The sequence below is a fragment of the Streptomyces sp. WM6386 genome, assembly GCF_000972385.1.
In the GTDB taxonomy this organism is placed as follows: domain Bacteria; phylum Actinomycetota; class Actinomycetes; order Streptomycetales; family Streptomycetaceae; genus Streptomyces.
In genome coordinates this window covers 1-20716 of record NZ_JXTE01000001.1, presented here as the reverse complement: position 1 = coordinate 20716, position 20716 = coordinate 1, and the positions used below count along the sequence as shown (strand labels likewise).

General features: G+C 70.3%; 17 protein-coding genes, 1 tRNA gene and 1 pseudogene. 7 read left to right on the top strand and 12 right to left on the bottom strand.

Features of this window, described 5'->3' with window-relative positions; translation table 11 throughout:
• Together TN53_RS48095 and TN53_RS49425 are read left to right on the top strand one after the other, a co-directional pair.
• Nucleotides 1-1326 (top strand): hypothetical protein, encoded by a 1326-nt coding sequence (locus TN53_RS48095; protein ID WP_046256172.1) that lies wholly within the window; start codon nucleotides 1-3, stop codon nucleotides 1324-1326.
• Nucleotides 1323-2090 (top strand): annotated as a pseudogene (locus tag TN53_RS49425) (EamA family transporter); the annotation flags it as partial. The gene TN53_RS48095 and the pseudogene TN53_RS49425, both read left to right, overlap by 4 nt.
• Nucleotides 2091-2253: 163 nt before the next feature.
• Here the strand turns inward: TN53_RS49425 and TN53_RS00085 are convergent.
• Both TN53_RS00085 and TN53_RS00080 read right to left on the bottom strand, forming a co-directional pair.
• Nucleotides 2254-2341 (bottom strand) — tRNA-Leu (locus TN53_RS00085).
• A gap of 664 nt (nucleotides 2342-3005) precedes the next feature.
• Nucleotides 3006-3680, bottom strand: a complete 675-nt coding sequence (locus tag TN53_RS00080; RefSeq protein WP_420719069.1) for a GntR family transcriptional regulator — start codon at nucleotides 3678-3680, stop codon at nucleotides 3006-3008.
• A 303-nt stretch (nucleotides 3681-3983) separates the two neighbouring features.
• On the opposite strand from TN53_RS00080, the gene TN53_RS00075 reads away from it, so the two are divergent.
• Nucleotides 3984-4955: a 2-dehydropantoate 2-reductase gene (locus TN53_RS00075; RefSeq protein ID WP_046256170.1), complete on the top strand. Its 972-nt coding sequence runs from the start codon at nucleotides 3984-3986 to the stop codon at nucleotides 4953-4955.
• Between the two features lie 259 nt (nucleotides 4956-5214).
• The gene (locus TN53_RS00070; RefSeq protein WP_046256169.1) at nucleotides 5215-5640 is read left to right on the top strand and encodes a PAS domain S-box protein; all 426 of its coding nucleotides are present in this window, start codon (nucleotides 5215-5217) and stop codon (nucleotides 5638-5640) included.
• A 72-nt stretch (nucleotides 5641-5712) separates the two neighbouring features.
• Here TN53_RS00070 and frc read toward each other — a convergent pair whose 3' ends face one another.
• On the bottom strand, nucleotides 5713-6969 hold the full coding sequence (gene frc / locus TN53_RS00065) for a formyl-CoA transferase (protein ID WP_046256168.1): 1257 nt from the start codon (nucleotides 6967-6969) through the stop codon (nucleotides 5713-5715).
• A 29-nt stretch (nucleotides 6970-6998) separates the two neighbouring features.
• Nucleotides 6999-8747: an oxalyl-CoA decarboxylase gene (gene oxc, locus TN53_RS00060; RefSeq protein ID WP_046256167.1), complete on the bottom strand. Its 1749-nt coding sequence runs from the start codon at nucleotides 8745-8747 to the stop codon at nucleotides 6999-7001.
• Nucleotides 8748-9004: 257 nt separating this feature from the next.
• On the opposite strand from oxc, the gene TN53_RS00055 reads away from it, so the two are divergent.
• Complete coding sequence (locus tag TN53_RS00055) at nucleotides 9005-10585, top strand: FadD7 family fatty acid--CoA ligase (RefSeq protein ID WP_046256166.1); 1581 nt, start codon at nucleotides 9005-9007, stop codon at nucleotides 10583-10585.
• Nucleotides 10586-10606: 21 nt separating this feature from the next.
• Here the strand turns inward: TN53_RS00055 and TN53_RS00050 are convergent, their stop codons facing one another.
• The 5 genes from TN53_RS00050 to TN53_RS00030 form a co-directional block, all read right to left on the bottom strand.
• On the bottom strand, nucleotides 10607-11539 hold the full coding sequence (locus TN53_RS00050; RefSeq protein ID WP_046256165.1) for a LysR family transcriptional regulator: 933 nt from the start codon (nucleotides 11537-11539) through the stop codon (nucleotides 10607-10609).
• 170 nt (nucleotides 11540-11709) lie between these two features.
• Nucleotides 11710-11922 (bottom strand): formate dehydrogenase subunit delta, encoded by a 213-nt coding sequence (locus TN53_RS00045; RefSeq protein ID WP_046256164.1) that lies wholly within the window; start codon nucleotides 11920-11922, stop codon nucleotides 11710-11712.
• A gap of 1 nt (nucleotide 11923) precedes the next feature.
• A complete protein-coding gene (fdhF, locus tag TN53_RS00040; RefSeq protein ID WP_046256163.1) occupies nucleotides 11924-14740 on the bottom strand; it encodes a formate dehydrogenase subunit alpha in 2817 nt (938 codons plus the stop codon).
• Nucleotides 14737-16380, bottom strand: coding sequence for a formate dehydrogenase beta subunit (locus TN53_RS00035; protein ID WP_046256162.1), 1644 nt, complete (start codon nucleotides 16378-16380; stop codon nucleotides 14737-14739). The genes fdhF and TN53_RS00035 overlap by 4 nt, the downstream gene beginning before the upstream one ends.
• A 2-nt stretch (nucleotides 16381-16382) precedes the next feature.
• Nucleotides 16383-16856: an NAD(P)H-dependent oxidoreductase subunit E gene (locus TN53_RS00030; RefSeq protein ID WP_046256376.1), complete on the bottom strand. Its 474-nt coding sequence runs from the start codon at nucleotides 16854-16856 to the stop codon at nucleotides 16383-16385.
• A gap of 277 nt (nucleotides 16857-17133) precedes the next feature.
• Between TN53_RS00030 and TN53_RS00025 the strand changes: the two genes are divergently transcribed.
• A complete protein-coding gene (locus tag TN53_RS00025; RefSeq protein WP_095046209.1) occupies nucleotides 17134-17823 on the top strand; it encodes a GntR family transcriptional regulator in 690 nt (229 codons plus the stop codon).
• A 42-nt stretch (nucleotides 17824-17865) separates the two neighbouring features.
• Here the strand turns inward: TN53_RS00025 and TN53_RS00020 are convergent, their stop codons facing one another.
• A complete protein-coding gene (locus tag TN53_RS00020; RefSeq protein ID WP_046256160.1) occupies nucleotides 17866-18654 on the bottom strand; it encodes an acyl-CoA dehydrogenase family protein in 789 nt (262 codons plus the stop codon).
• Nucleotides 18655-18872: 218 nt separating this feature from the next.
• Here TN53_RS00020 and TN53_RS00015 point away from each other — a divergent pair, with 218 nt between their 5' ends.
• The gene (locus TN53_RS00015; protein ID WP_095046208.1) at nucleotides 18873-19565 is read left to right on the top strand and encodes a GntR family transcriptional regulator; all 693 of its coding nucleotides are present in this window, start codon (nucleotides 18873-18875) and stop codon (nucleotides 19563-19565) included.
• A 101-nt stretch (nucleotides 19566-19666) separates the two neighbouring features.
• Here TN53_RS00015 and TN53_RS00010 read toward each other — a convergent pair whose 3' ends face one another.
• Nucleotides 19667-19900, bottom strand: a complete 234-nt coding sequence (locus TN53_RS00010) for a hypothetical protein (RefSeq protein WP_046256159.1) — start codon at nucleotides 19898-19900, stop codon at nucleotides 19667-19669.
• A gap of 31 nt (nucleotides 19901-19931) precedes the next feature.
• Nucleotides 19932-20468 (bottom strand): beta-class carbonic anhydrase, encoded by a 537-nt coding sequence (locus tag TN53_RS00005; protein ID WP_046256158.1) that lies wholly within the window; start codon nucleotides 20466-20468, stop codon nucleotides 19932-19934.
• Nucleotides 20469-20716 lie beyond the last annotated feature (248 nt).

Below are 20716 nucleotides of genomic sequence, written 5' to 3'. Positions count from 1 at the left end.
GTGCGCGCGTACCGAAATCTTCTCAAGCAACTGTCCGAGGACGCCCCGGAGAAGCTCACCCGACTGCCCGCGGAATTCCTCGCCGCGCAGACGCGATGGCTGCTCGAAAGGGATGAGATATACGTCCTTGAGCAGGTGAACAAATACGTTCCCGTCATGACCGCACTGTCCGCGCAGGCCGTGGCCCGCGCGGCCGACCGGGCACTGGAGCGGGGTGTGGTCGACGACTTCTGCTTCCTGTACGCGCACCTGCCGCCGGCCGGCCGTCCGGATCCCGCCCGCATCGACCGGGCCTGCGCCCGTCTGGCGCGACGCGGCAACGCCGGCGGCATCGAGCAGATCATCGCGGCGACCGGGGTGCACCCCGCTCTCGACGAGGAGACGGTCCTGCGGTCGTACAACGTCCTGGTGGCCGCCGGCCGCCTCGGCGCCGTGGACTACCTGCGTCAACTCTCCGGCGTTCCCGTGCGTTTCGACGCGGACGCCGCGGCCACCGGTATCCGCGCGCTCCTGGCGAGCGGCCGCCACGGGCCGCTGCGCAAGCTGGCCCGCCTCGCCGACGTGGAGGTCCGCCTCGACGCCCGGGAGATCCACGGGGCCGTCGCCGAGGCCGTCACCGACGGCACTCTGCACGACCTGGCCGCGGCCCTCGCCTGTCTGCGCCCCTCTCCTCGCATCGAGGGCTTCGCCGCGGTGTTCCGACGCCTGGTGTCCGAGGCCCGCTTCGCCGAACTGCCCGCCCTGTTCACGGTGTTCGCGGACGCCGACTGGCAGGCCCTCGATGCCCCCATGTGGCGCCGGCTGCTGACCTCGGGCAGCGCACCCGCCGTACGCTTCGCCTTCGAGCGCTGTGACGATGCCGATGCGCTTGCCCAACAGGCGCCGGAAGCCTATGCGTTGGGTGTCTCGTTCGGCGACCGCGTCCTGGTCAGGCTGGCCTGCGAGCGGGGCGGACTGCCGCTGCGCACCGAGGACGCGCGGGTGTTGCTCGGCGATGCCCTGGAGGACGGGGACGCCCGATGGCTCGACTTCATCGCCGCCCGGCTCACCACACTGCCCGCGGCCGACCCCGATCGCGCACAGCTCTACCTCGCCCGGCAGGCGACCACCCGGCCGCAGCGGGTGCAGCGCGACGCCGAAGCACTGGGCGTGCCCTGGAACCCCGAGGTCGGCGCATGGCTGCTCGCTCTCGCCGAGGGCCGCCACGAGGTGGCCCTGGCGGGCGTCAAAGGCGCCGGCGCGCACCCGGTCGCCGCCCTGGTCGCCCACCTTCCGGACCCTGCCGACCCGGCGGGTCTCACAGCCGATGGAGCCCGCGCCTCATGAAACTCCCGCACGACCCGGACACAGGTTCCCGCTACCGGGGGACGGCGCTCGCCCTGGTGGCCATGGCCAGTGTGCAGACCGGGGCCGGCACCTCGAGTCACCTCTTCGACAAGTTCACGCCTTCCGGTACCGCCTGGCTGCGTCTGACCTGGGCGGCAGTCGTCCTGTGGCTCATCGCCCGGCCCCGCCTGCGCGGCCGCGACCGTCGCGAGGTGGGCACCGCCCTGCTGCTCGGTGCGGTCAGCGGACTGCTCACCCTGCTCTACTTCGAGGCCGTGGTCCGCATCCCCCTGGGCACTGCCACGGCCCTGGAGTTCCTCGGCCCGCTGGGGGTGGCCGTGGCGGGCCTGCGGCGCCGGATCGACGTCCTGTGGCCGCTGACCGCGGCGGCCGGCGTGCTCGCCCTGACGCGGCCCTGGAGCGGTGAGGTCGATCTGGCCGGAGTCGGGTTCGCGCTCGGGGCGGCGGCGGGCTGGGCCGGCTACATCCTGCTGACCAAACGGGTCGGCGCCCAGTTCACCGGCCTCGGCGGCCTGGCCGTCTCGATGGCGGCGGCCTCCGCGGTGACGCTGCCGTTCGCCGGCGCCGGTCACATCGTCGGCCACATGGACCCGCAGGCCTTCGCCCTGTCCGCATTGGCGGCGCTGCTGCTGCCGATCCTGCCGTACGCCGCCGAGATGGTCGCCCTGCGCAATCTGCCCACGACTGTCTTCGGCACCCTGATGAGCCTGGAACCCGCCATCGGGACCGTCGTCGGCTTCGTCCTCCTTGCCGAGCAGCCCTCGTGGGCCCAGAGCGCGGGCATCGTACTGGTGACCGTCGCCGGCATGGGGGCGGTGCGCAGCGAGGCCCGGCAGGCCGTGGGCGACGTCAGCCGGCCGAGCTCCCGGGCAAAGCAAAAGACCCCTGATGAACAGGGGTCTCAGCTGGTGTCCGAGGGGGGACTTGAACCCCCACGCCCGATAAAGGGCACTAGCACCTCAAGCTAGCGCGTCTGCCATTCCGCCACCCGGACTAGGTGTCTGTCGCCTGGCCGGAGATGTTCCCGGCGGCGACATGGACAACAATACCAAGCTTTCGGGGCGCCTTTCACCTGCATATCCGTGCCTCGGACGGGCTCAGGGGCCCCGGTGCGGAGCGCCTCCGAGCGCTCACCACCAGCGACGGAACGAATACGCAGAGAGAGGGGCATCCGCGGACCTGCTCCTGCGCGGCCAGCACCCGCAGGGCCCGTACGAACGATGCCGCCGCCTCCTCCCCCAACGGCGCGAGGAAACGTTCCTCGGCGGCCCGGCGCGCCTGCTCGGCCCGGCCCAGACACTCCTGTCCCGCGGCCGTCAGCTCGAGAAGGTTCTTGCGCCGGTCCCGCGGACTCCGACGCCGCTCGACCGGCCCCTGATCCTCCAGGCCGTCGAGGAGCCACCATCGTCGTACGGTCGACGCCGAGCCGCCCGGCCACCTCCACCTGCGACAGCGACGCCGCCCCCGAGAGCACCGCGAGCACTGTCAGCTCGTGACCGTCCACCCCGTGGGGCGCGAGCGCCCCGGCGGAGGCCCTGGCGAAGGCCCTGGCCGGCTTGACCTGCACCCGCTTCAGGAGGTGGCCGAGCCGGTCCCCGGGGGGCGAGGGTCTCTGATCGTCGGACATGCGGGGACTGTACCCAGGGTCGATCGGAGCCCTACTTGTCGCGCTCGTGGTACATCTTCCGGGTGTGTTCCGTGTGGGCCCGCATGACCGCCGTGGCGCGCTGCTCGTCGCGGTCCGCGATCGCCGCGATCAGCTCACGGTGCTCGATCCAGGACTGCCGTCCGCGCTGCCGGGCGACCGGTGTGTAGTACCAGCGGACCCGGCGGTCGACCTGTGCCGCCAGCTCGGCGAGGACGGCGTTGCCGGCCAGTTCCATGATCTTGGCGTGGAGCCGGGCGTTCATCGTGACCGCGCGGTCCACGTCGTCGGCGGCGACCGCGCGCTCGCCTTCCGCGCACATCTCCTCGAGTACGCCGATGGCGGCCTTCCCCGCGTCGGCCGCGGCGAGCCGGGCGGCCTCGGCCTCCAACAGCGTGCGGACGGTGAGGAGTTGGTCGGCCTCCTCCTCGGTGGGCTCGTGCACGAACGCGCCCTGGGCGGGCCGCAGATCGACCCATCCCTCGGTGCTGAGGCGCTGCAGTGCCTCGCGTACGGGCTGCCGGGAGACTCCGAGGTGGCCGGCGAGCTCGCTCTCGACCAGGTGCTGACCTGGTTGCAGCGCTCGGGTCGTAATGAGTTCGAGCAGTGCCTCGTAGACACGGTCGCGCAGCGGGCCGGGGCGTTCGAGCTTGGGCACCGCACCCTGCGGCAGTCCTGTCGTCGACAACATCACGGGCCCTCCTCAGCAGCGTCATCGCTGTATGCGAGAGCCAAGTATGGATTGGCTTTCGCCTACAGTCTACGGCGCACAAACCGCTGGACACCCGGGAGTTGGGCCCTCACCGGTGGGCCGTACCAGCAGCTCACGAGCGCGGATGAGCAAACGGCCCGCGCTTCTGACGCGCCACGGGCGGCCGTCCGGGTGCCGTCCCAAACTCTTGCTGGTACTCGTTCCATCCTGTAGACAATATTTCGTCGACAGATTTCGACAGTTCCGCGGTACACCCTCGACCGAACGGAGCGCCACCCAGTGAAAGTCGCAGTCCTCGGCGCCGGAGCCATCGGCGCCTACGTCGGCGCCGCCCTGCACCGCGCAGGCGCCGACGTCCACCTCATCGCCCGTGGACCGCACCTCGCGGCCATGAGGCGCGACGGCGTACAAGTCCTCAGCCCCCGCGGGGACTTCACCGCCCACACCCACGCCACCGACAACCCCCAGGAGATCGGGCCCGTCGACTACGTCTTCCTCGGGCTCAAAGCCAACTCGTACGCGGCGTGCGGGCCGCTCATCGAGCCACTCCTGAACGACACCACGGCCGTCATCGCCGCCCAGAACGGCATCCCCTGGTGGTACTTCCACCAACACGGCGGCCCGTATGACGGCCACCGCATCGACAGCGTGGATCCGCAAGGGGCGGTCAGTGCGGTGCTCGCCCCCGAACGCGCCATCGGCTGCGTGGTCTACGCCGCCACCGAACTCGAAGGCCCGGGCGTGGTCCGCCACCTGGAAGGCACCCGCTTCTCCATCGGCGAACCGGACCGGTCGACCTCCAAGCGCTGCCAGGCCTTCAGCGAGGCCATGAAGGCCGGCGGACTCAAGTGCCCCGTCGAACCCGACCTGCGCAACGACATCTGGCTCAAGCTGCTCGGCAACATCAGCTTCAACCCGATCAGCGCGTTGGCCCGCGCCACCATGCGCCAGATGTGCCACCACGGTGGCACCCGCCAAGTCATCGAAACGATGATGCAGGAGACTCTGGCCGTCGCCGAGGCACTCGGCTGCGACATCGGGATCTCCATCGAGCGACGGCTGGCCGGCGCCGAACGCGTCGGCGACCACCGCACCTCCACCCTCCAGGACCTGGAGGCGGGCAAGCCTCTCGAACTCGACGTCCTCCTCGCCGCGGTCGTGGAGCTGGCCGACATCACCGACACGGACGTCCCCACCCTCCGTACCGTCCACGCCATCAGCGACCTCCTCGCCCACCGGACCGCCGCATGAGACGGCCCAACTCGCCGCCACGGGACGGCACCTCCATGAACGTGCACGCGGGGGCGGACCGCATCACCCTGCGGGGCGCGGCCACCCAGGGCTGACCGGCCCTCCGCTGCACGACGGCGGGACCTCTACCGGCGGGGAGCGCCCCCTGCGCCGGAGGGGTCCCGCCTCAGTCGTTCGAGGCCTGGATCCTGTATACGATCCTCTGTATACTGCCGACCTGTAGTCGTTCAGCATCCAACGGCCCCGGCTCGGAGGCGACATGGAAGATCTGCATCCCGATGTGGTGCTGGGTATGGCCGCCCAGGCGCCCGACGGCATCGTGATCATCGACGGCGAAGGACTGATCCGCTACTGGAACCGGGGGGCTGAGCGCATCTTCGGGTTCTCGGCGGCCGATGTGGACGGGCGCAGTCTGGACGTCATCATCCCCGAGCGGCACCGCAAGCGGCACTGGGACGGCTTCGAGGAGGCCATGGAGCGCGGCTCCACCAAGTACGGCGACGCGGACCTGCTGAACGTGCCCGCGCTGGCGGCGGACGGCCGCAAACTGTCCATCGAGTTCAGCGTGGTGCTGCTGCCGGGCCCCGACGGCAGCACGTACGTCGGTGCGGTCATCCGGGACGTGACCGCACGCCGTGAGCGGGAGCGGGAGTTGATGCGGCGACGGGCCGAGGCCTCGGTCTGAGCCCCGGCGGACCGCATACGGAAGCGGCCGTGGCCCGAAGGCCACGGCCGCTTCCGTGTCGTCGGACTCGGGTCAGACGATGACGCCGCTCTCCTTCAGCCGGCCGATGGTCTCCTCGTCGTAGCCGAGCTCGACCAGGACCTCGGAGCTGTGCTCGCCGAGCAGCGGGGCGCCGGTGACGTCCGGCTTGAAGGAGGAGAACTTCACCGGGCTGCCGACCGTCAGATAGGTGCCGCGCTCCTTCTGCTCGACCTCGACGACGGTGCCGCTGCGGCGCAGGTCCTCGTCGTAGGCGATCTCCTTCATACTCATCACGGGGGCGCAGGGCACCTCCCACTCACGCAGGATGTCGACGGCCTCGTACTTGGTCTTGTCCGCGAGCCACTTCTCGATCTCCTCGAAGATCTCGAAGATGTGCGACTGACGGGCGCGCGCGGTGGCGTACTCCGGGTCCTCGGCCCACTCGGGGCGCCCGATGACCTCGGCGGTGCGCTTCCAGTTCTGCTCCTGGACGGTGAAGTAGATGTACGCGTTCGGGTCGGTCTCCCAGCCCTTGCACTTGAGCACCCAGCCGGGCTGGCCGCCGCCGCCCGCGTTGCCGCCGCGCGGCACCACGTCGGTGAACTCGCCGTTGGGGTACTGCGGGTACTCCTCCAGGTAGCCGACCCGCTCCAGGCGCTGCTGGTCGCGCAGCTTGACCCGGCAGAGGTTGAGGACGGCGTCCTGCATGGAGACGGACACCTTCTGGCCCTTGCCGGTCCTGCCCCGGTCGATGATCGCGGTGAGGATGCCGATCGCCAGGTGCATACCGGTGTTGGTGTCGCCGAGGGCGGCACCGGAGATGGTCGGCGGGCCGTCCCAGAAGCCGGTGGTGGAGGCGGCGCCGCCCGCGCACTGGGCGACGTTCTCGTAGACCTTGAGGTCGTTCCAGGACGACTGGTCGTTGAAGCCCTTGACCGAGCCGAAGATCAGGCGCGGGTTGAGCTCCTGGATGCGCTCCCAGGTGAAGCCCATCCGGTCCAGGGCGCCCGGGGCGAAGTTCTCCACCAGGACGTCGGCGCCCTCGATGAGCTTCTCCAGGACCTCCTTGCCCTCGGTGGTCTTGGTGTTGATGGCGAGGGAGCGCTTGTTGCTGTTGAGCATCGTGAAGTAGAGCGCGTCGAGGTCCTCGATGTCCCGGAGTTGACGGCGAGTCACATCGCCGCCGTTGGGACGCTCCACCTTCAGGACGTCGGCGCCGAACCAGGCGAGCATCTGTGTGCAGGCGGGGCCGGCCTGGACCCCGGTGAAGTCGATCACCTTGATTCCGGCGAGCGGCTTGTCACTCATGTGTGCTTCCTTTTCGTGAAGTTGCGTGGTCACTTCTTGGCCGGCGTGATGTTGCCGACGGTGATGCCCTTGGGGTTGAGGTGTGAGATGTGGCCGCTCTCGGTGCCGGCCGACGGGTCGATCACGCAGTCGATGAGCGCCGGGCCGCCGGAGGCGAGGGCCTCGGTCAGGGCGGCGGTGACCTCGGCGGGGGTGGTGGCGCGGTAGCCCTTGCCACCGAACGACTCGATGAGCAGGTCGTGGCGGGCCGCCGACATCAGGGTGGTGGGCGAGGGTGCGTCGTCGTACGGGTTGACGTCGTCGCCGCGGTAGACACCGCCGTTGTTCATGATCACGGTGACGACGGGCAGTTGGTAGCGGCAGATGGTCTCGATCTCGATGCCGCTGAACCCGAAGGCGCTGTCGCCCTCGATGGCGACGACCGGTGCGCCGCTCTCGACGGCGGCGGCGATGGCGTACCCCATGCCGATGCCCATGACGCCCCAGGTGCCGCTGTCCAGGCGGTGGCGCGGCACGTGCATGTCGATGACGTTGCGCGCGATGTCCAGGGCGTTGGCGCCCTCGTTGACGATGTACGTCTGCGGGTGCTGATGTACGACGTCGCGTACGGCCTTCAGGGCGCCCATGAACTGCATGGGGTGCGGGTCGGCCTCAAGGCGCCTGGCCATCTTGGCGACGTTCTGCGCCGAGCGCTGCCCCAGTTCGTCCCGCCACGCCGAAGGGGCCTGGATCTGGCCGGGCTTGGTGCGTTCGGCGAGCACGTCGAGCACCGACTCGATGTCCCCGACGAGCGGGGCGGAGATGGGCTGGTTGCTGTCCATCTCCTTGGGGTCGATGTCGATCTGGATGAACTTGGCGTCGGGATTCCACCCCGCCTGCCCATGGCCGAGGAGCCAGTTGAGGCGGGCGCCGATCAGCATCACGACGTCGGCCTTCTTCAGCGCCAGGGACCGGGCGGTTGCGGCCGACTGCGGGTGGTCGTCGGGCAGCAGGCCCTTCGCCATCGACATCGGTACGTAGGGGATGCCGGTCGACTCGATGAACTCCCGTACCTTGGCGTCCGCCTGGGCGTACGCCGCGCCCTTGCCGAGCACCACCAGCGGGCGTTCGGCGGAGGCCAGCAACTCGATCGCACGGTCCACGGCCTCCGGTGCGGGCAGTTGGCGCGGGGCGGGGTCCACGAGGCGGCTCAGCGTGCGCTCGCCCTCGGCTTTGGGCATGATGGCGCCGAGCACCGCGGCGGGAATGTCGAGGTAGACACCGCCGGGTCGTCCGGAGATCGCGGTGCGCAGGGCGCGAGCGATACCGCGGCCGATGTCCTCGACGCGGCTGACCCGGTAGGCGGCCTTCACGAAGGGCTGGGCGGCGGCGAGTTGGTCCATCTCCTCGTAGTCGCCCTGTTTGAGGTCGACTAGGTGGCGCTCGCTGGAGCCGGAGATCTGGACCATGGGGAAGCAGTTGGTGGTCGCGTTCGCCAGCGCGACCAGGCCGTTGAGGAAGCCGGGGGCCGACACCGTCAGGGCGACGCCGGGCTTCTTGTTGAGGTAGCCGGCGATGGCCGCCGCGTGTCCGGCGTTGCTCTCGTGACGGAAGCCGATGTAACGGATGCCCTGGGCCTGGGCGAGGCGGGCCAGGTCGGTGATCGGGATGCCGACCACGCCGTAGATGGTGTCGACATCGTTCATCCTGAGCGCGTCGACGACCAGGTGGTACCCGTCGGTGAGCTCGGTCGGAACGTCGGCTGCTGCCGCGGTCTCCAGTGGCGAGGGGGCGGTCATGGTCCGAGGTCCTCCTTGGGCAGGTCCTGCCGGAGCGGCTACTGCTCTCACCATCCGCAGCGCGTCCGTCCGCGTCCAAGACCCATCGGCGACCAGCCGATAAACAACATCTATCGACGGCTGCCGAGGGCCCTCGCAACTCCCTTGATAGACGGCTGCTATCGGTCGTTCGGCAGTAGGTATTGGACGTGCGCCGCAGGTCACCGCAGGCTCGCAGAGGACTGAAGCATCGGACCTGGGCGCGAGGGGGTGGGGTCATGGCCGCTGCGGCCGCGGCATCCGTGCGCGACGCGAACCGGTACCGGCCTCCGACGGTCACGGGCCTCGTCGATCTCCTCGACGCGCAGGTGCGTGAACGCCCGTACGCCCGGGCCCTGGTCGTCACCGGGGAGCGGGTGCCGCTGTCCTACCGGGGTCTCGCGGCCCTGGCGGACGCGGTGGCGGCGCGGCTCGGCGGCACGGGGTTGCGCCGCGGTGACGCGGTCGGCCTGATCTGCGCCAACACCGCGGAGTTCGTCGTCGCGCTCCTCGGAGCGGCGCGGGCCGGTCTGGTGGTGGCTCCGCTGGATCCGTCGCTGCCCGAGTCCCAACTCTCGGCGCGTATCAATGCGTTGGGGGCTCGGACGGTCCTGCTGGGCCCGGCCGCGGCGGGCGCCCCGCTGCCGGTCCCGGCCTGGCCGCTGCGCGTGGACGTCTCCCGTGCGGGGACGGCGGCCGTCGTGTTCGAACCCGGCGCGTGTGCCGCGCCCCAGGTCAGCGGCTCAGCAGGTGAGTTGTCCGCCCATGACGCGCTCGTTCTCTACACCGCCGGTACCAGCGACCGGGCGAAAATGGTCCCGCTCACTCACGCCAACGTGGCCGCCTCCGTCCACTCCCTGTGTACCACCTACGAGTTGGGGCCCGACGACGCCACGGTCGCGGTGATGCCCTTCTTCCACGGTCACGGGCTGTTCGCGGCACTGCTGGCCTCCCTCGCCAGCGGGGGCTGTGTGCTGCTGCCCGCGCGCGGCCGGTTCACGGCCGGCACGTTCTGGAACGACATGCGCGCCGTGGGCGCCACCTGGTTCACCGCGGCCCCGGCCATCCACGAGATCCTGCTGGACCGGTCGGAGCGGGAGTACCCGGGCCCGCAGGCGCCGGCCCTGAAGTTCGTACGCAGTGGCAGTGCTCCTCTCAACCCGGCGACCCAGCGGGCGTTGGAGCGTACGTTCGGGGCGCCGTTGCTGTCCGCGTACGGGATGACGGAGTCCTCGCACCAGGCGACCAGCGAGCCGCTGCCGGGGCGGGGTGCGCTGAAGCACGGTTCGGTCGGGCGGCCGACCGGTGTCGAGATCCGGGTGCTCGACCGCGGCGGGCGGGCCTGTCCGGTGGGTGTCGAGGGCGAGTTGTGGGTGCACGGTCCCACCGTCGCGCGCGGCTATCTCGGCGACCGGGAGGGGACGGCGTACACCTTCGTCGACGGCTGGCTGCGCACCGGCGATCTGGGCACTCTGGACGCGGACGGGTACCTGTCCCTGACCGGGCGTATCAAGAACCTCATCAACCGCGGCGGCGAGAAGATCTCGCCCGAGCATGTCGAGGACATCCTCGCCGGGTGTCCGGGGGTGGCCGAGACGGCCGTGTTCGCCGTGCCCGACACGGTGTACGGGCAGCGGGTGGGCGCCGCCGTGGTGGTGCGGGAGGGCGAGAGCGTGGGGCGCGGGGAGATCCTGCGCTACTGCCGTGACCGGCTGGCCGCGTTCGAGGTGCCGGACCGGCTCGAGCTGGTCACCGCGCTGCCGTACACCGCGAAGGGCGGGCTGGATCGAAAGGCGGTGCAGGCACGATTCGCCCCCTGACACGGGCTCCGGACGGTGGGCTCAGCGCACGCGGTGCTCGCTGGGCAGCGGGCGGGCGAAGAAGTCGTCCAGGGACAGGCCGGTTGCCGCGTTGACGAAGGCACGGGCGGCGACCGAGCCGGGGGTCGCGGCGTGGATCGCCACGGACACCTGCGCGCCGGCCTCCGGGTCGACCAGGGGCAGCGCCCTGGTCCGGCCGATGACGGGCATCGCCCGCAGCCAGGTGTGCGGCACGATGCTGGCCCACTCGCCGCCGCCGACGTGCGCGTAGAGGGAGGCGATGGAGTCCGTCTCGACCTGCGGGGTGACCACGAACCCCTTCTCCGCGAACACCGTGTCCACGATCTGCCGGATCCGCATGTCGGGCGTCAGCAGCGCGAGCGGCAACTGGGCCGCGTCCGCCCATGTCACGGTCGAGGACTGCGCCACCAGATGGTCGTCCGACACCAGCAGCATGTAGCGCTCCTGGTAGAGGGGTACGACCTGGAGGCCCTCCTGGTCGCCGGGGTCGAAGTGGGCGATCGCCACGTCGAGTTCGTAGTCGCGCAGCTGGCGGTGGAGTTCCTTCGTCGACAGCCGGGACCGCACCTGCACCTTGGCGAGGGGGTGGGCGGCGCAGAACGCGGCCACGGGGAGTGCCAGGGTCGTCGACGCCGTGGGGTCCGTGCCGAGCCGCAGCGTGCCCGTGATGCCGGACTGCACGGCGGCCACCTCCGCCTTGAACGCGTCCTGTTCGGCGAGGATCCGTTTGGCCCACACGACGAGCCGCTCGCCCTCGGGGGTCAGGCCCTGGTAGTTGTGCCCCCGGTTGATGAGCGTGACGTTCAGCTCCCGCTCCAGCTTGGCTATCGCCGCCGAGAGCGCGGGCTGGGAGACGTAGCAGGCTTCCGCCGCCCGGGCGAAGTGGCGTTCCCGCGCCACCGCCACGAAGTACTCGAGCTGCCGGAACAGCATGAACGACTCCTCTCTGCCCGAGGCCGCCCCACCTAGCTCCATACTGTATGCAGTATTTGGGATATGTACAGGGGGAGGAAGTCGTGCCCGGTGCACGAACTGTATGCCGACCGGCATGAGAGCGCCTGCGCCCGCTGCACGTCCCCGCAGCGGGCGCAGGCGCGGTCTGTTCAGCGCAGGAGCTTCACCGCGGCCACCACCAGGGGGTCGAGGCCGTCCGCGCCGGCGTCGACGAACTCCTGCAGCCTGGTGCGCATCCTCGGGTCCCAGAACCTGCCGATGTGCCCCGCGATCTCCTCGGCGGCCCGCTCCCCCGGCAGATGGCCGAGGTTGCGGGCGATGTCGTTCGCCATCCTGAGCTCGGACGGCACGATCGCTGTCATCTCAGTCCACCACCGTCACGAGGTCGTTCTGTGCGGCTTCACCGTCGCCGGCCCGGTCCGGGCGGGCGAGCCCCACCTGGACGGCGGTCACCTTGTACTCGGGGCAGTTGGTGGCCCAGTCGGAGTTCTCCGTGGTCACCACGTTGGCCCCGGTCACGGGGTGGTGGAAGGTGGTGTAGACGACGCCGGTCGGCATCCGGTCGGAGATCTCCGCGCGCAGGGTCGTCTGCCCGACGCGGCTGGACAGGGTGACCATGTCGCCGCCCTTGACCCCGCGGACCTCGGCGTCGTGGGGGTGCAGCTCCAGGATGTCCTCGGGGTGCCAGGCGACATTGCCGGTACGCCGGGTCTGCGCGCCGACGTTGTACTGGCTGAGGATCCGTCCGGTGGTGAGGACCAGCGGGAAACGCCGGGTGCTGCGCTCGTTGGTCGGCACATAGGACGTGACCACGAACTTGCCCTTGCCGCGCACGAATTCGTCCACGTGCATGATGGGCGTCCCCTCCGGAGCCTCCTCGTTGCACGGCCACTGGACACTGCCGAGCTTGTCGAGGAGGTCGAAGGAGACGCCGGTGAACGTCGGCGTGACCGAGGCGATCTCGTCCATGATCCGGCTCGGATGGTCGTAGGCCATCGGATAGCCCATGGCGGTGGCGATCTCGCTGACGATCTGCCACTCGTGTTTGCCCGTCTTGGGTTTCATGACCGCGCGGACCCGGTTGATACGGCGTTCGGCGTTGGTGAAGGTGCCGTCCTTCTCCAGGAACGACGCCCCGGGCAGGAAGACATGGGCGAACTTGGCCGTCTCGTTGAGGAACAGGTCCTGTACGACGACGAGTTCCATGGCCTCCAGTGCGGCGGTGACGTGCTGGAGGTTGGGGTCGGACTGGGCGATGTCCTCGCCGTGGACGAAGAGTCCGCGGAAGGTTCCGTCGATGGCCGCGTCGAACATGTTGGGGATGCGAAGACCCGGCTCCGCGAGGAGGGTTCCGCCCCAGAGGTTCTCGAAGACGGTGCGTACCGCGTCGTCGGAGACATGCCGGTAGCCGGGCAGCTCGTGCGGGAACGAGCCCATGTCGCAGGAGCCCTGGACGTTGTTCTGTCCTCGCAGCGGGTTCACGCCGACGCCGTCGCGGCCGATGTTGCCGCACGCCATCGCCAGGTTGGCCATTCCCATGACCATGGTGGAGCCCTGGCTGTGCTCGGTGACACCGAGACCGTAGTAGATGGCGCCGTTGCGGGCTTCGGCGTACAGCCGTGCGGCGGCGCGAAGTTCGGCGGCCGGGACGCCTGTGACGGGTTCCACCGCTTCCGGGCTGTTCTCCGGTCGGGCGACGAACTCCGCCCAGTCGTCGAAGCCTTCGCACCTGGCGTCCACGAAGGACCGGTCGACCAGGCCCTCGGTGACGACCACGTGGGCCATCGCGTTGACCACGGCCACGTTGGTGCTGGGCCGGAGCTGGAGGTGGTGTCGGGCCTCGACATGCGGCGAGCGTACGAGGTCGATGCGGCGCGGATCGACGACGATCAGCTCGGCACCCTCGCGCAGCCGGCGCTTCATCCGGGAGGCGAACACCGGGTGCCCGTCGGTGGGGTTGGCGCCGATCACCATGATGACATCGGCCTCTGCGACCGAGCGGAAGTCCTGGGTGCCCGCCGACTCGCCGAAGGTCTGCTTGAGGCCGTATCCCGTCGGGGAGTGGCAGACGCGGGCGCAGGTGTCGACGTTGTTGTTGCCGAAGGCCGCGCGGACCATCTTCTGTACGACGTAGACCTCTTCGTTGGTGCAGCGCGAGGAGGTGATGGCGCCGACGGAGCTCGTGCCGTACCGGTCCTGGAGCTCACGCATCCGCCGGGCGACGGTGCCGATCGCCTCGTCCCACTCGACCTCCCGCCAGGGGTCGGTGATCCTTTCGCGGACCATGGGCTTGAGTTGGCGGTCGGGGTGGGTGGCGTAGCCGAAGGCGAAGCGGCCCTTCACACAGGAGTGCCCCTCGTTGGCGCCACCGTCCTTGTACGGCACCATGCGCACGAGTTCGTCGCCGCGCAGCTCGGCCTTGAAGGAGCAGCCGACACCGCAGTAGGCGCAGGTCGTCACGACCGACCTTGTCGGCATGCCGAGTTCGACGACCGAGCGCTCCTGGAGTGTGGACGTCGGGCAGGCCTGGACGCAGGCGCCGCAGGAGACGCACTCGGAGTCCATGAAGGACTCACCGGCGCCTGGGGAGACCTTGGAGTCGAAGCCGCGGCCCTCGATGGTGAGGGCGAAGGTGCCCTGGACCTCGCCGCAGGCGCGGACGCAGCGGGAGCAGGCGATGCACTTGGAGGGGTCGAAGTCGAAGTAGGGGTTGGAGGTGTCCTTCTCGGCGTCGAGGTGGTTCTCGCCCTCGTAGCCGTAACGGACCTGCCGCAGGCCCACCACGCCTGCCATGTCCTGGAGTTCGCAGTCGCCGTTGGCGGGGCAGGTGAGGCAGTCCAGGGGGTGGTCGGAGATGTAGAGCTCCATGACGCCCTGGCGGAGCTTCTCCACCTTCGGTGTCTGGGTGCTCACCTTCATCCCGTCGGAGCACGGGGTGGTGCAGGACGCCGGAGTGCCGCGCCGCCCGTCGATCTCCACCACGCACAGGCGGCAGGAGCCGAACGCCTCCAGGCTGTCGGTGGCACACAGCTTGGGTATGTCGACGCCTGCTTGTGCCGCGGCGCGCATCACCGAGGTGCCCTCGGGGACGTTCACCGCCAGACCGTCGATCTCCACCGACACCGTTGCCGGGCCGGGCTGTTCCGGGGTTCCGTGGTCGGGTTCCTTGAGAAGGCTCATGCCGTGCCCTCCGTCCTCACGCCAGTGGCGTTCACGGGTTGGATCTCCAGGAGCCGACGGCCGCCGTGGAAATCGTCGGGGAAGTGGGTCAGGGCGCTGCGCACGGGCATCGGGGTCAGTCCGCCCATCGCGCACAGCGAGCCGTCGGTCATCAGGTCGCAGAGGTCTTCCAGCAGGGCCAGGTTCTCGTCCCGGTGCGTACCGGCGACGATCTTGTCGATCACCTCGACGCCACGGACCGAACCGACCCTGCACGGAGTGCACTTGCCGCAGGACTCCTCGGCGCAGAACTCCATCGCGAAGCGGGCCTGGGCCGCCATGTCGACGGTGTCGTCGAAGACCACGATCCCGCCGTGCCCGAGCATCGCACCGGCCTCGGCGAACGCCTCGTAGTCCATCGGCAGATCGAACAGCGAATCCGGCAGATACGCCCCGAGCGGCCCACCGACCTGCACGGTACGGACCGGGCGGCCCGTGTGGGTGCCGCCTCCGTACTCCTCGATCAGCTCGCGCAGGGTGATGCCGAAGGCCGTCTCCACAATGCCGCCGCGGGCGATGTTGCCGCCGAGCTGGAAGACCTGGGTGCCGCGGGAGCGGCCGACGCCGAGGTCCTGGTACGCCTTGGCGCCGTTCGCGAGGACCGTGGGGACGGTGGTGAGGGTCAGCACGTTGTTCACCACGGTCGGTTTGCCGAACAGGCCCTCGATCGCCGGGATCGGCGGCTTCGCGCGGACCATGCCGCGCTTGCCCTCCAGGCTCTCCAGCATGGAGGTCTCCTCGCCACAGATGTACGCGCCCGCCCCGACGCGTACGTGCAGGTCGAAGTCGAGCGCGGAGCCGAGGATCCCCTTGCCCAACCAGCCTTGTCCACGGGCGAGTTCGATCGCCTCGCGCATCGTGGCGATCGCGTCGGGATACTCGGAGCGGATGTAGAGGTAACCCTCGCTCGCGCCGACCGCGTGCGCGGCGATGGTCATGCCCTCGATGAGCAGGAACGGGTCGCCCTCCATGACCATGCGGTCGGCGAAGGTCCCGCTGTCGCCCTCGTCGGCGTTGCAGCAGACGAACTTCAGCTCGTCGGCGCAGTCCAGCACGGTCTTCCACTTGATACCGGCCGGGAATCCGGCGCCGCCGCGTCCGCGCAGTCCGGACCCGGTGACCTCGGCGACCACGTCCGCGGGGGCGAGTTCGAGGGCGGCGCGCAGTCCGAGGAGGCCGCCGTGCTCGACGTAGTCCTGGGGCGAGAGGGGGTCGATGACGCCGACTCTGGCGAAGGTGACCCGGTTCTGGCGGGCCAGCCAGGGCAGTTCGTCGACGAGGCCGAGCCGCAGCGGGTGGTCCGCACCGTCGAGCAGGCCGGCGGCCAGGAGCCCGTCGACGTCCTCGGGCGTCACCGGGCCGTAGCCGACACGGCCCCGCGGCGTGGCGACCTCGACCATCGGCTCCAGCCAGAGCATGCCGCGCGATCCATTGCGTACGACGTCGATGGCGAAGTCCCCGCGTGCGGCGGCGCGTTGGAGGGCGCCGGCGACCTCGTCGGCGCCGACGGACCTGGCCGCCGAGTCGCGGGGGACGTGGACCGTCGTCGCGGAGTGCGACGGGGCGCCGACCGGGATGCCGGCCGGGGAGGAGTTGTTCATGATCAGACCGTCCCGTTGAGGATCGAGCCCAGCCGGGCCGGGCCCACTCGTCCGTACAGCCGTCCGTTCGCCTCCACCGACGGCCCCAGCGCGCAGTTGCCCAGGCAGAAGACCTGCTCGACGGTCACGGAACCGTCGGGTGTCGTCTCGCCCAGGGTGAGTCCGGCCTCGCGTGTGTAGCGCACCAGGCGGTCGGCGCCCAGCGCCTGGCAGGCTTCGGCGCGGCAGATGCGGACCGTGGTGCGGCCCGCGGGCTCACGGCGGAAGTCGTGGTAGAAGGTCACGACTCCGTGGACGTCCGCCCTGGAGAGGTTGAGCTCGTCGGCGAGCACCGGGACCGCTTCCTGTGGCACATGACCCAACTCGGCCTGTACGGCGTGCAGTACGGGCAGCAGCGCGCCGCGCTGACCCCGGTGATCGGCCACCACCCTCCGGACCACGCTCTCGACCGTCACATCGCTCCCGCTGGTCGTCATGATCGCTTCGCCTTCCGTCACACGGGTCCCCGGCGAGGGTTGCAGGAGACTGAGACAATACCTCATACAGGCTTCTGTATACAGACGACAGTCGTAAAGAAGCCTGTGCCGATTCCGGCCCGCAAGGGAGCCCGGAGCCTCGGTCGAGCCCGGCCGTACAGCCAACAGCCGACACCATGTTGCATACCAAAACCTGTATGCTGAAGCCGCCGTCGGCAACCCACTCGGCGGCCACCACTTGGCAAAGCCGTCGGCCCGGCGGCAGAACGGGACAACCATGCGCGAGGCACTCACGGCCGCAGCGTCCCGGCGCGTCGCCCGCCCGGCACCACTGCGCCAGGCCGTGTACGACGCCCTGACCGAGCTGATCGTCAACGGCTCCCTCAAGCCCGGCCAGCACCTGGTCGAGGCCGAGCTCGCCGAGCACCTCGGCGTCAGCCGCCAGCCGGTCCGCGAGGCCCTGCAGCGACTGCAGACCGCCGGCTGGGTCGACCTGCGCCCCGCCCAGGGCGCGTTCGTGCACTCCCCCACCGAGGAGGAGGCCGCCCAACTCCTCGGCGTCCGCTCGGTGCTGGAGACCTACTCGGCCCAGCTCGCCGCGCAGAACGCACAGCCCGAGGACATCGAACGCCTCGGTGAGCTCCAGCAGGAAGGCGTCGACGCGCTCGCCGAGGGCGACGTCGAACGCCTCGTCGCGGCCAACACCGCCCTGCACGCCTTCGTCACCTCCATGGCCGCCAACGACGTCCTGGCCGAACTGCTCGCGCAGGTGGGCCAGAAGGTGCGCTGGTACTACACCCCCATCGCCAAGCCCCGCGGCAAGGAGGCCTGGAACGAGCACACCCAGCTCATCAAGGCCATCGCCAAGGGCGACGCGGACCGCGCGGGCGAGGTGATGCGCAAGCACACCGAGCGCACGAGCGACTTCTACCGCAAGCAGATCGCGTCCGGCTCGAGCCAGGACTGACCGCACGGGCCCCCGCCGAACGGGTCTCCCCCGGGCGGGAGTTCAGGACGGCGCGAGGGAGTCGACGGGCCGGCGCATCAGGTCGGCGGCCGTGAGGCGCAGCCCGTCCGCGCCGGCGGCGGCCCGCAGCTCCAGCAGCCAGGGCAGGACCGTGCGCAGCACGATGTCGAGCCCTCCGCCGTCCTGGCCGAGCAGCGCGTCGGCGGGCACCAGCACCGGATCGGCGAGCACGGTGGAGGTCGCGCTGCCGGACGGCCCCACGGCGTCCGGCCGGGCCGGGACGAACAGGTCCGGGGCGTGCGCCGGAACCCCCCAGAGACTCAGGCCGTCCCGTGCACCGAGCGGGCGGGAGGACCAGAGGTAACTGTCGGCCTCCCCCGCCGCGACCACCTGGCGTTTGCGCGCACGCAGCGCGACCACGCCACCGGAACGGACCGCGGTGCAGCGTGGCGTGAGGAGTTGGGCCTCCTGCCCGTACCCACCCGTGCCGTCCTCGGCGAGGGCGAGGCTGCTGAGGTGGCGTCCGGCGGCGATCTCTCCGCGCAGCCAGGGATTGCCGTACGACTCGATGACGGCGACCGCCGTGTAGTGGGCCTGGAGCACGGCCGCCGTGGCGGGGCAGACGCACGCGGTCCGCGCCACCACCTCGGCGGCTTCCGGCAGCCCGAGGCCGGCGCCGCCGAACTCGGTGGCGACGGTGAGTCCCAGCAGTCCGGTGGCCCCGAGGGCCGTCACGGCGCCACGGGGGAACCTGCCTTCCGCGGCGGTCAGTTCGGCGCAGGGTGCGACGGCACGGGTGAGGACTTCTGCGAGAGCGGTGCGGTACGACACGGAGTGACCCCCTCAGGAGCGGTGTCCGGTCCGCTGTCAGGCGGGGACAATGATTGCATACAGTATTTTGCATCCCTCAACTGGTCGACGCCAGACGTGGGGCCGAGGCAATTTCCGGGAGTCCGCAACACAGGCCGCACAGGAATGGCTATTGCATACTAAACTCAGTATCCCGTAGGCGCGGTTCACCGTCCGCGGTCGAACGAGGGAGAGGGTCCATGCCCGAGATACCCACCGTGGCAGCCCGCGGCCCGATCGCCCGGCCCGCTCCGCTGCGCCAGGCGGTATACGACGCCCTGACCGAGCTGATCATCAACGGCATGCTCACCCCCGGTCAGCACCTCGTCGAGGCCGACCTCGCCGAGCACCTCGGCGTCAGCCGTCAGCCCGTCCGCGAAGCCCTCCAACGACTCCACACCGCCGGCTGGGTCGACCTGCGCCCCTCGCAGGGCGCCTTCGTCCACTCCCCCTCCGCCGAGGAGTGCGCCCAACTCCTCAGCGTCCGGGCCGTCCTGGAGACCCACTCCGCGCGCGGCGCCGCCCAGCACGCCACTCCCACCGACGTCGCCCGGCTGTGGGAACTGCAGCAGACCGGCCTCTCCGCGCTCGCGGCCGGCGACGCCCGGGCCATCGTGGAGGCGAACGCCGCCCTCCATACCCACATCACCCACCTCTCGCGCAACGCGGTCCTCGCCGAGCTCATCCCCCAGGTGGACCGGCGCGTGCGCTGGTACTACATGCCCATCGCCAAGCCCCGCGGCACGGACGCCTGGAGCGAGCACGCCCTGATCATCGAGGCCATCGCCGGCGGCGACCCCGACGGCGCCGAGGAACTCATGCGCCGGCACACCGCGAACACGACCGACTTCTACTGCAAGCAGATCGCCGCGATGGCCGGCCGGGGCGTGTGACGACGGGGCACGGGGCAAGGCCGGCCCAGCTTCGAGAGCAGGGGCGAGCCGGGTGGGCGAGGGCCGGGTGGGCGGACCGGGACAGCGCGCCCGCCGATCGCCTACCTGCGGCTTCCGACTCCCGGTCCGCAACGAGTGGACCAGCTGCCGTCCGCCGTCAGCCGGGCTTCGCAGGGCCGCACCACGACGAGGATGTCGCCCTCGAACCCGATGCGATCACCCGCGGTGAGGAAGTGGGGACGAACAAGCTCGAAGGCGTAGCCGTCGTCGGTCTCGAGATCCTCCACCCATACCGACCGCGGGATCGGCGTGGCCCCGTCAGCTGTCAGGCGCATGCCGGGATACTCCCACGACCCCTGGATCGGCTCAGGACCCCGCGTCCATCTCCCGCAGCAGCCCCGACGTCACGTCGAAGACGAAACCGCGCACGTCGTCGGTGTGCGGCAGGAACGGCGAGGTACGCACGCGCCGTATGGACTGCCGTACGTCCTGGTCGACGTCCCGGAAGGCCTCCACCGCCCACGCCGGTCGCTGCCCCACCTCCATCTCCAGCTCGTGCCGGAACTCCTCGGTCAGCGTCTGCAGACCGCAGCCGGTGTGGTGGATGAGGACGACACTGCGGGTGCCCAGTGCTCGCTGACTGATCGTCAGGGAGCGGATGGTGTCGTCGGTGACCACACCGCCGGCGTTGCGGACGGTGTGGCAGTCGCCGAGTTGCAGGCCGAGCGCGGCGTGCAGATCGATACGGGCGTCCATGCACGCCACGACGGCCACGCGCAGGACCGGACGGGCACCCATGCCCGGGTCCACGAACCCTGCGGCGTAGGCGCGGTTGGACTCCACGAGCCGGTCGATGACGGAGTCGCCGACGGGCGGGGCGATACGGGATGCGTGTGTCGACATGCTGGGCTACCTCACTCCGGTTCGGGTACTCACGGAAACCGTCCCGGGGAGCGGTCGCGGCTCGCCCGGGACGGAGTGGAAGCGGCGCGGGCCGCCGTCGGTCAGATCACGCCCTGTGCCTTGAGGAGCGGCAACTCCGCTTCCTGAACGCCGAGTTCGCCGATGAGGATTTCTTCGGTGTGCTGGCCCAGGAGGGGTGGGGTGGTGATGTGGGTGGGGGAGTCGGAGAGTTTGAGGGGGTTGCCGAC

Bases quoted from the DNA above. Each gene is read 5' to 3' on its own strand.
- TN53_RS00050 (WP_046256165.1), bottom strand. From the start codon at position 11,539: ATGCTGTTCCGGCAGCTCGAGTACTTCGTGGCGGTGGCGCGGGAACGC.
- oxc (WP_046256167.1), bottom strand. From the start codon at position 8,747: ATGACCGCCCCCTCGCCACTGGAGACCGCGGCAGCAGCCGACGTTCCG.
- TN53_RS00030 (WP_046256376.1), bottom strand. From the start codon at position 16,856: ATGACGACCAGCGGGAGCGATGTGACGGTCGAGAGCGTGGTCCGGAGG.
- TN53_RS00055 (WP_046256166.1), top strand. From the start codon at position 9,005: ATGGCCGCTGCGGCCGCGGCATCCGTGCGCGACGCGAACCGGTACCGG.
- frc (WP_046256168.1), bottom strand. From the start codon at position 6,969: ATGAGTGACAAGCCGCTCGCCGGAATCAAGGTGATCGACTTCACCGGG.
- TN53_RS00045 (WP_046256164.1), bottom strand. From the start codon at position 11,922: ATGACAGCGATCGTGCCGTCCGAGCTCAGGATGGCGAACGACATCGCC.
- fdhF (WP_046256163.1), bottom strand. From the start codon at position 14,740: ATGAGCCTTCTCAAGGAACCCGACCACGGAACCCCGGAACAGCCCGGC.
- TN53_RS00070 (WP_046256169.1), top strand. From the start codon at position 5,215: ATGGAAGATCTGCATCCCGATGTGGTGCTGGGTATGGCCGCCCAGGCG.
- TN53_RS00015 (WP_095046208.1), top strand. From the start codon at position 18,873: ATGCCCGAGATACCCACCGTGGCAGCCCGCGGCCCGATCGCCCGGCCC.
- TN53_RS00035 (WP_046256162.1), bottom strand. From the start codon at position 16,380: ATGAACAACTCCTCCCCGGCCGGCATCCCGGTCGGCGCCCCGTCGCAC.
- TN53_RS00005 (WP_046256158.1), bottom strand. From the start codon at position 20,468: ATGTCGACACACGCATCCCGTATCGCCCCGCCCGTCGGCGACTCCGTC.
- TN53_RS00025 (WP_095046209.1), top strand. From the start codon at position 17,134: ATGCGCGAGGCACTCACGGCCGCAGCGTCCCGGCGCGTCGCCCGCCCG.
- TN53_RS00010 (WP_046256159.1), bottom strand. From the start codon at position 19,900: ATGCGCCTGACAGCTGACGGGGCCACGCCGATCCCGCGGTCGGTATGG.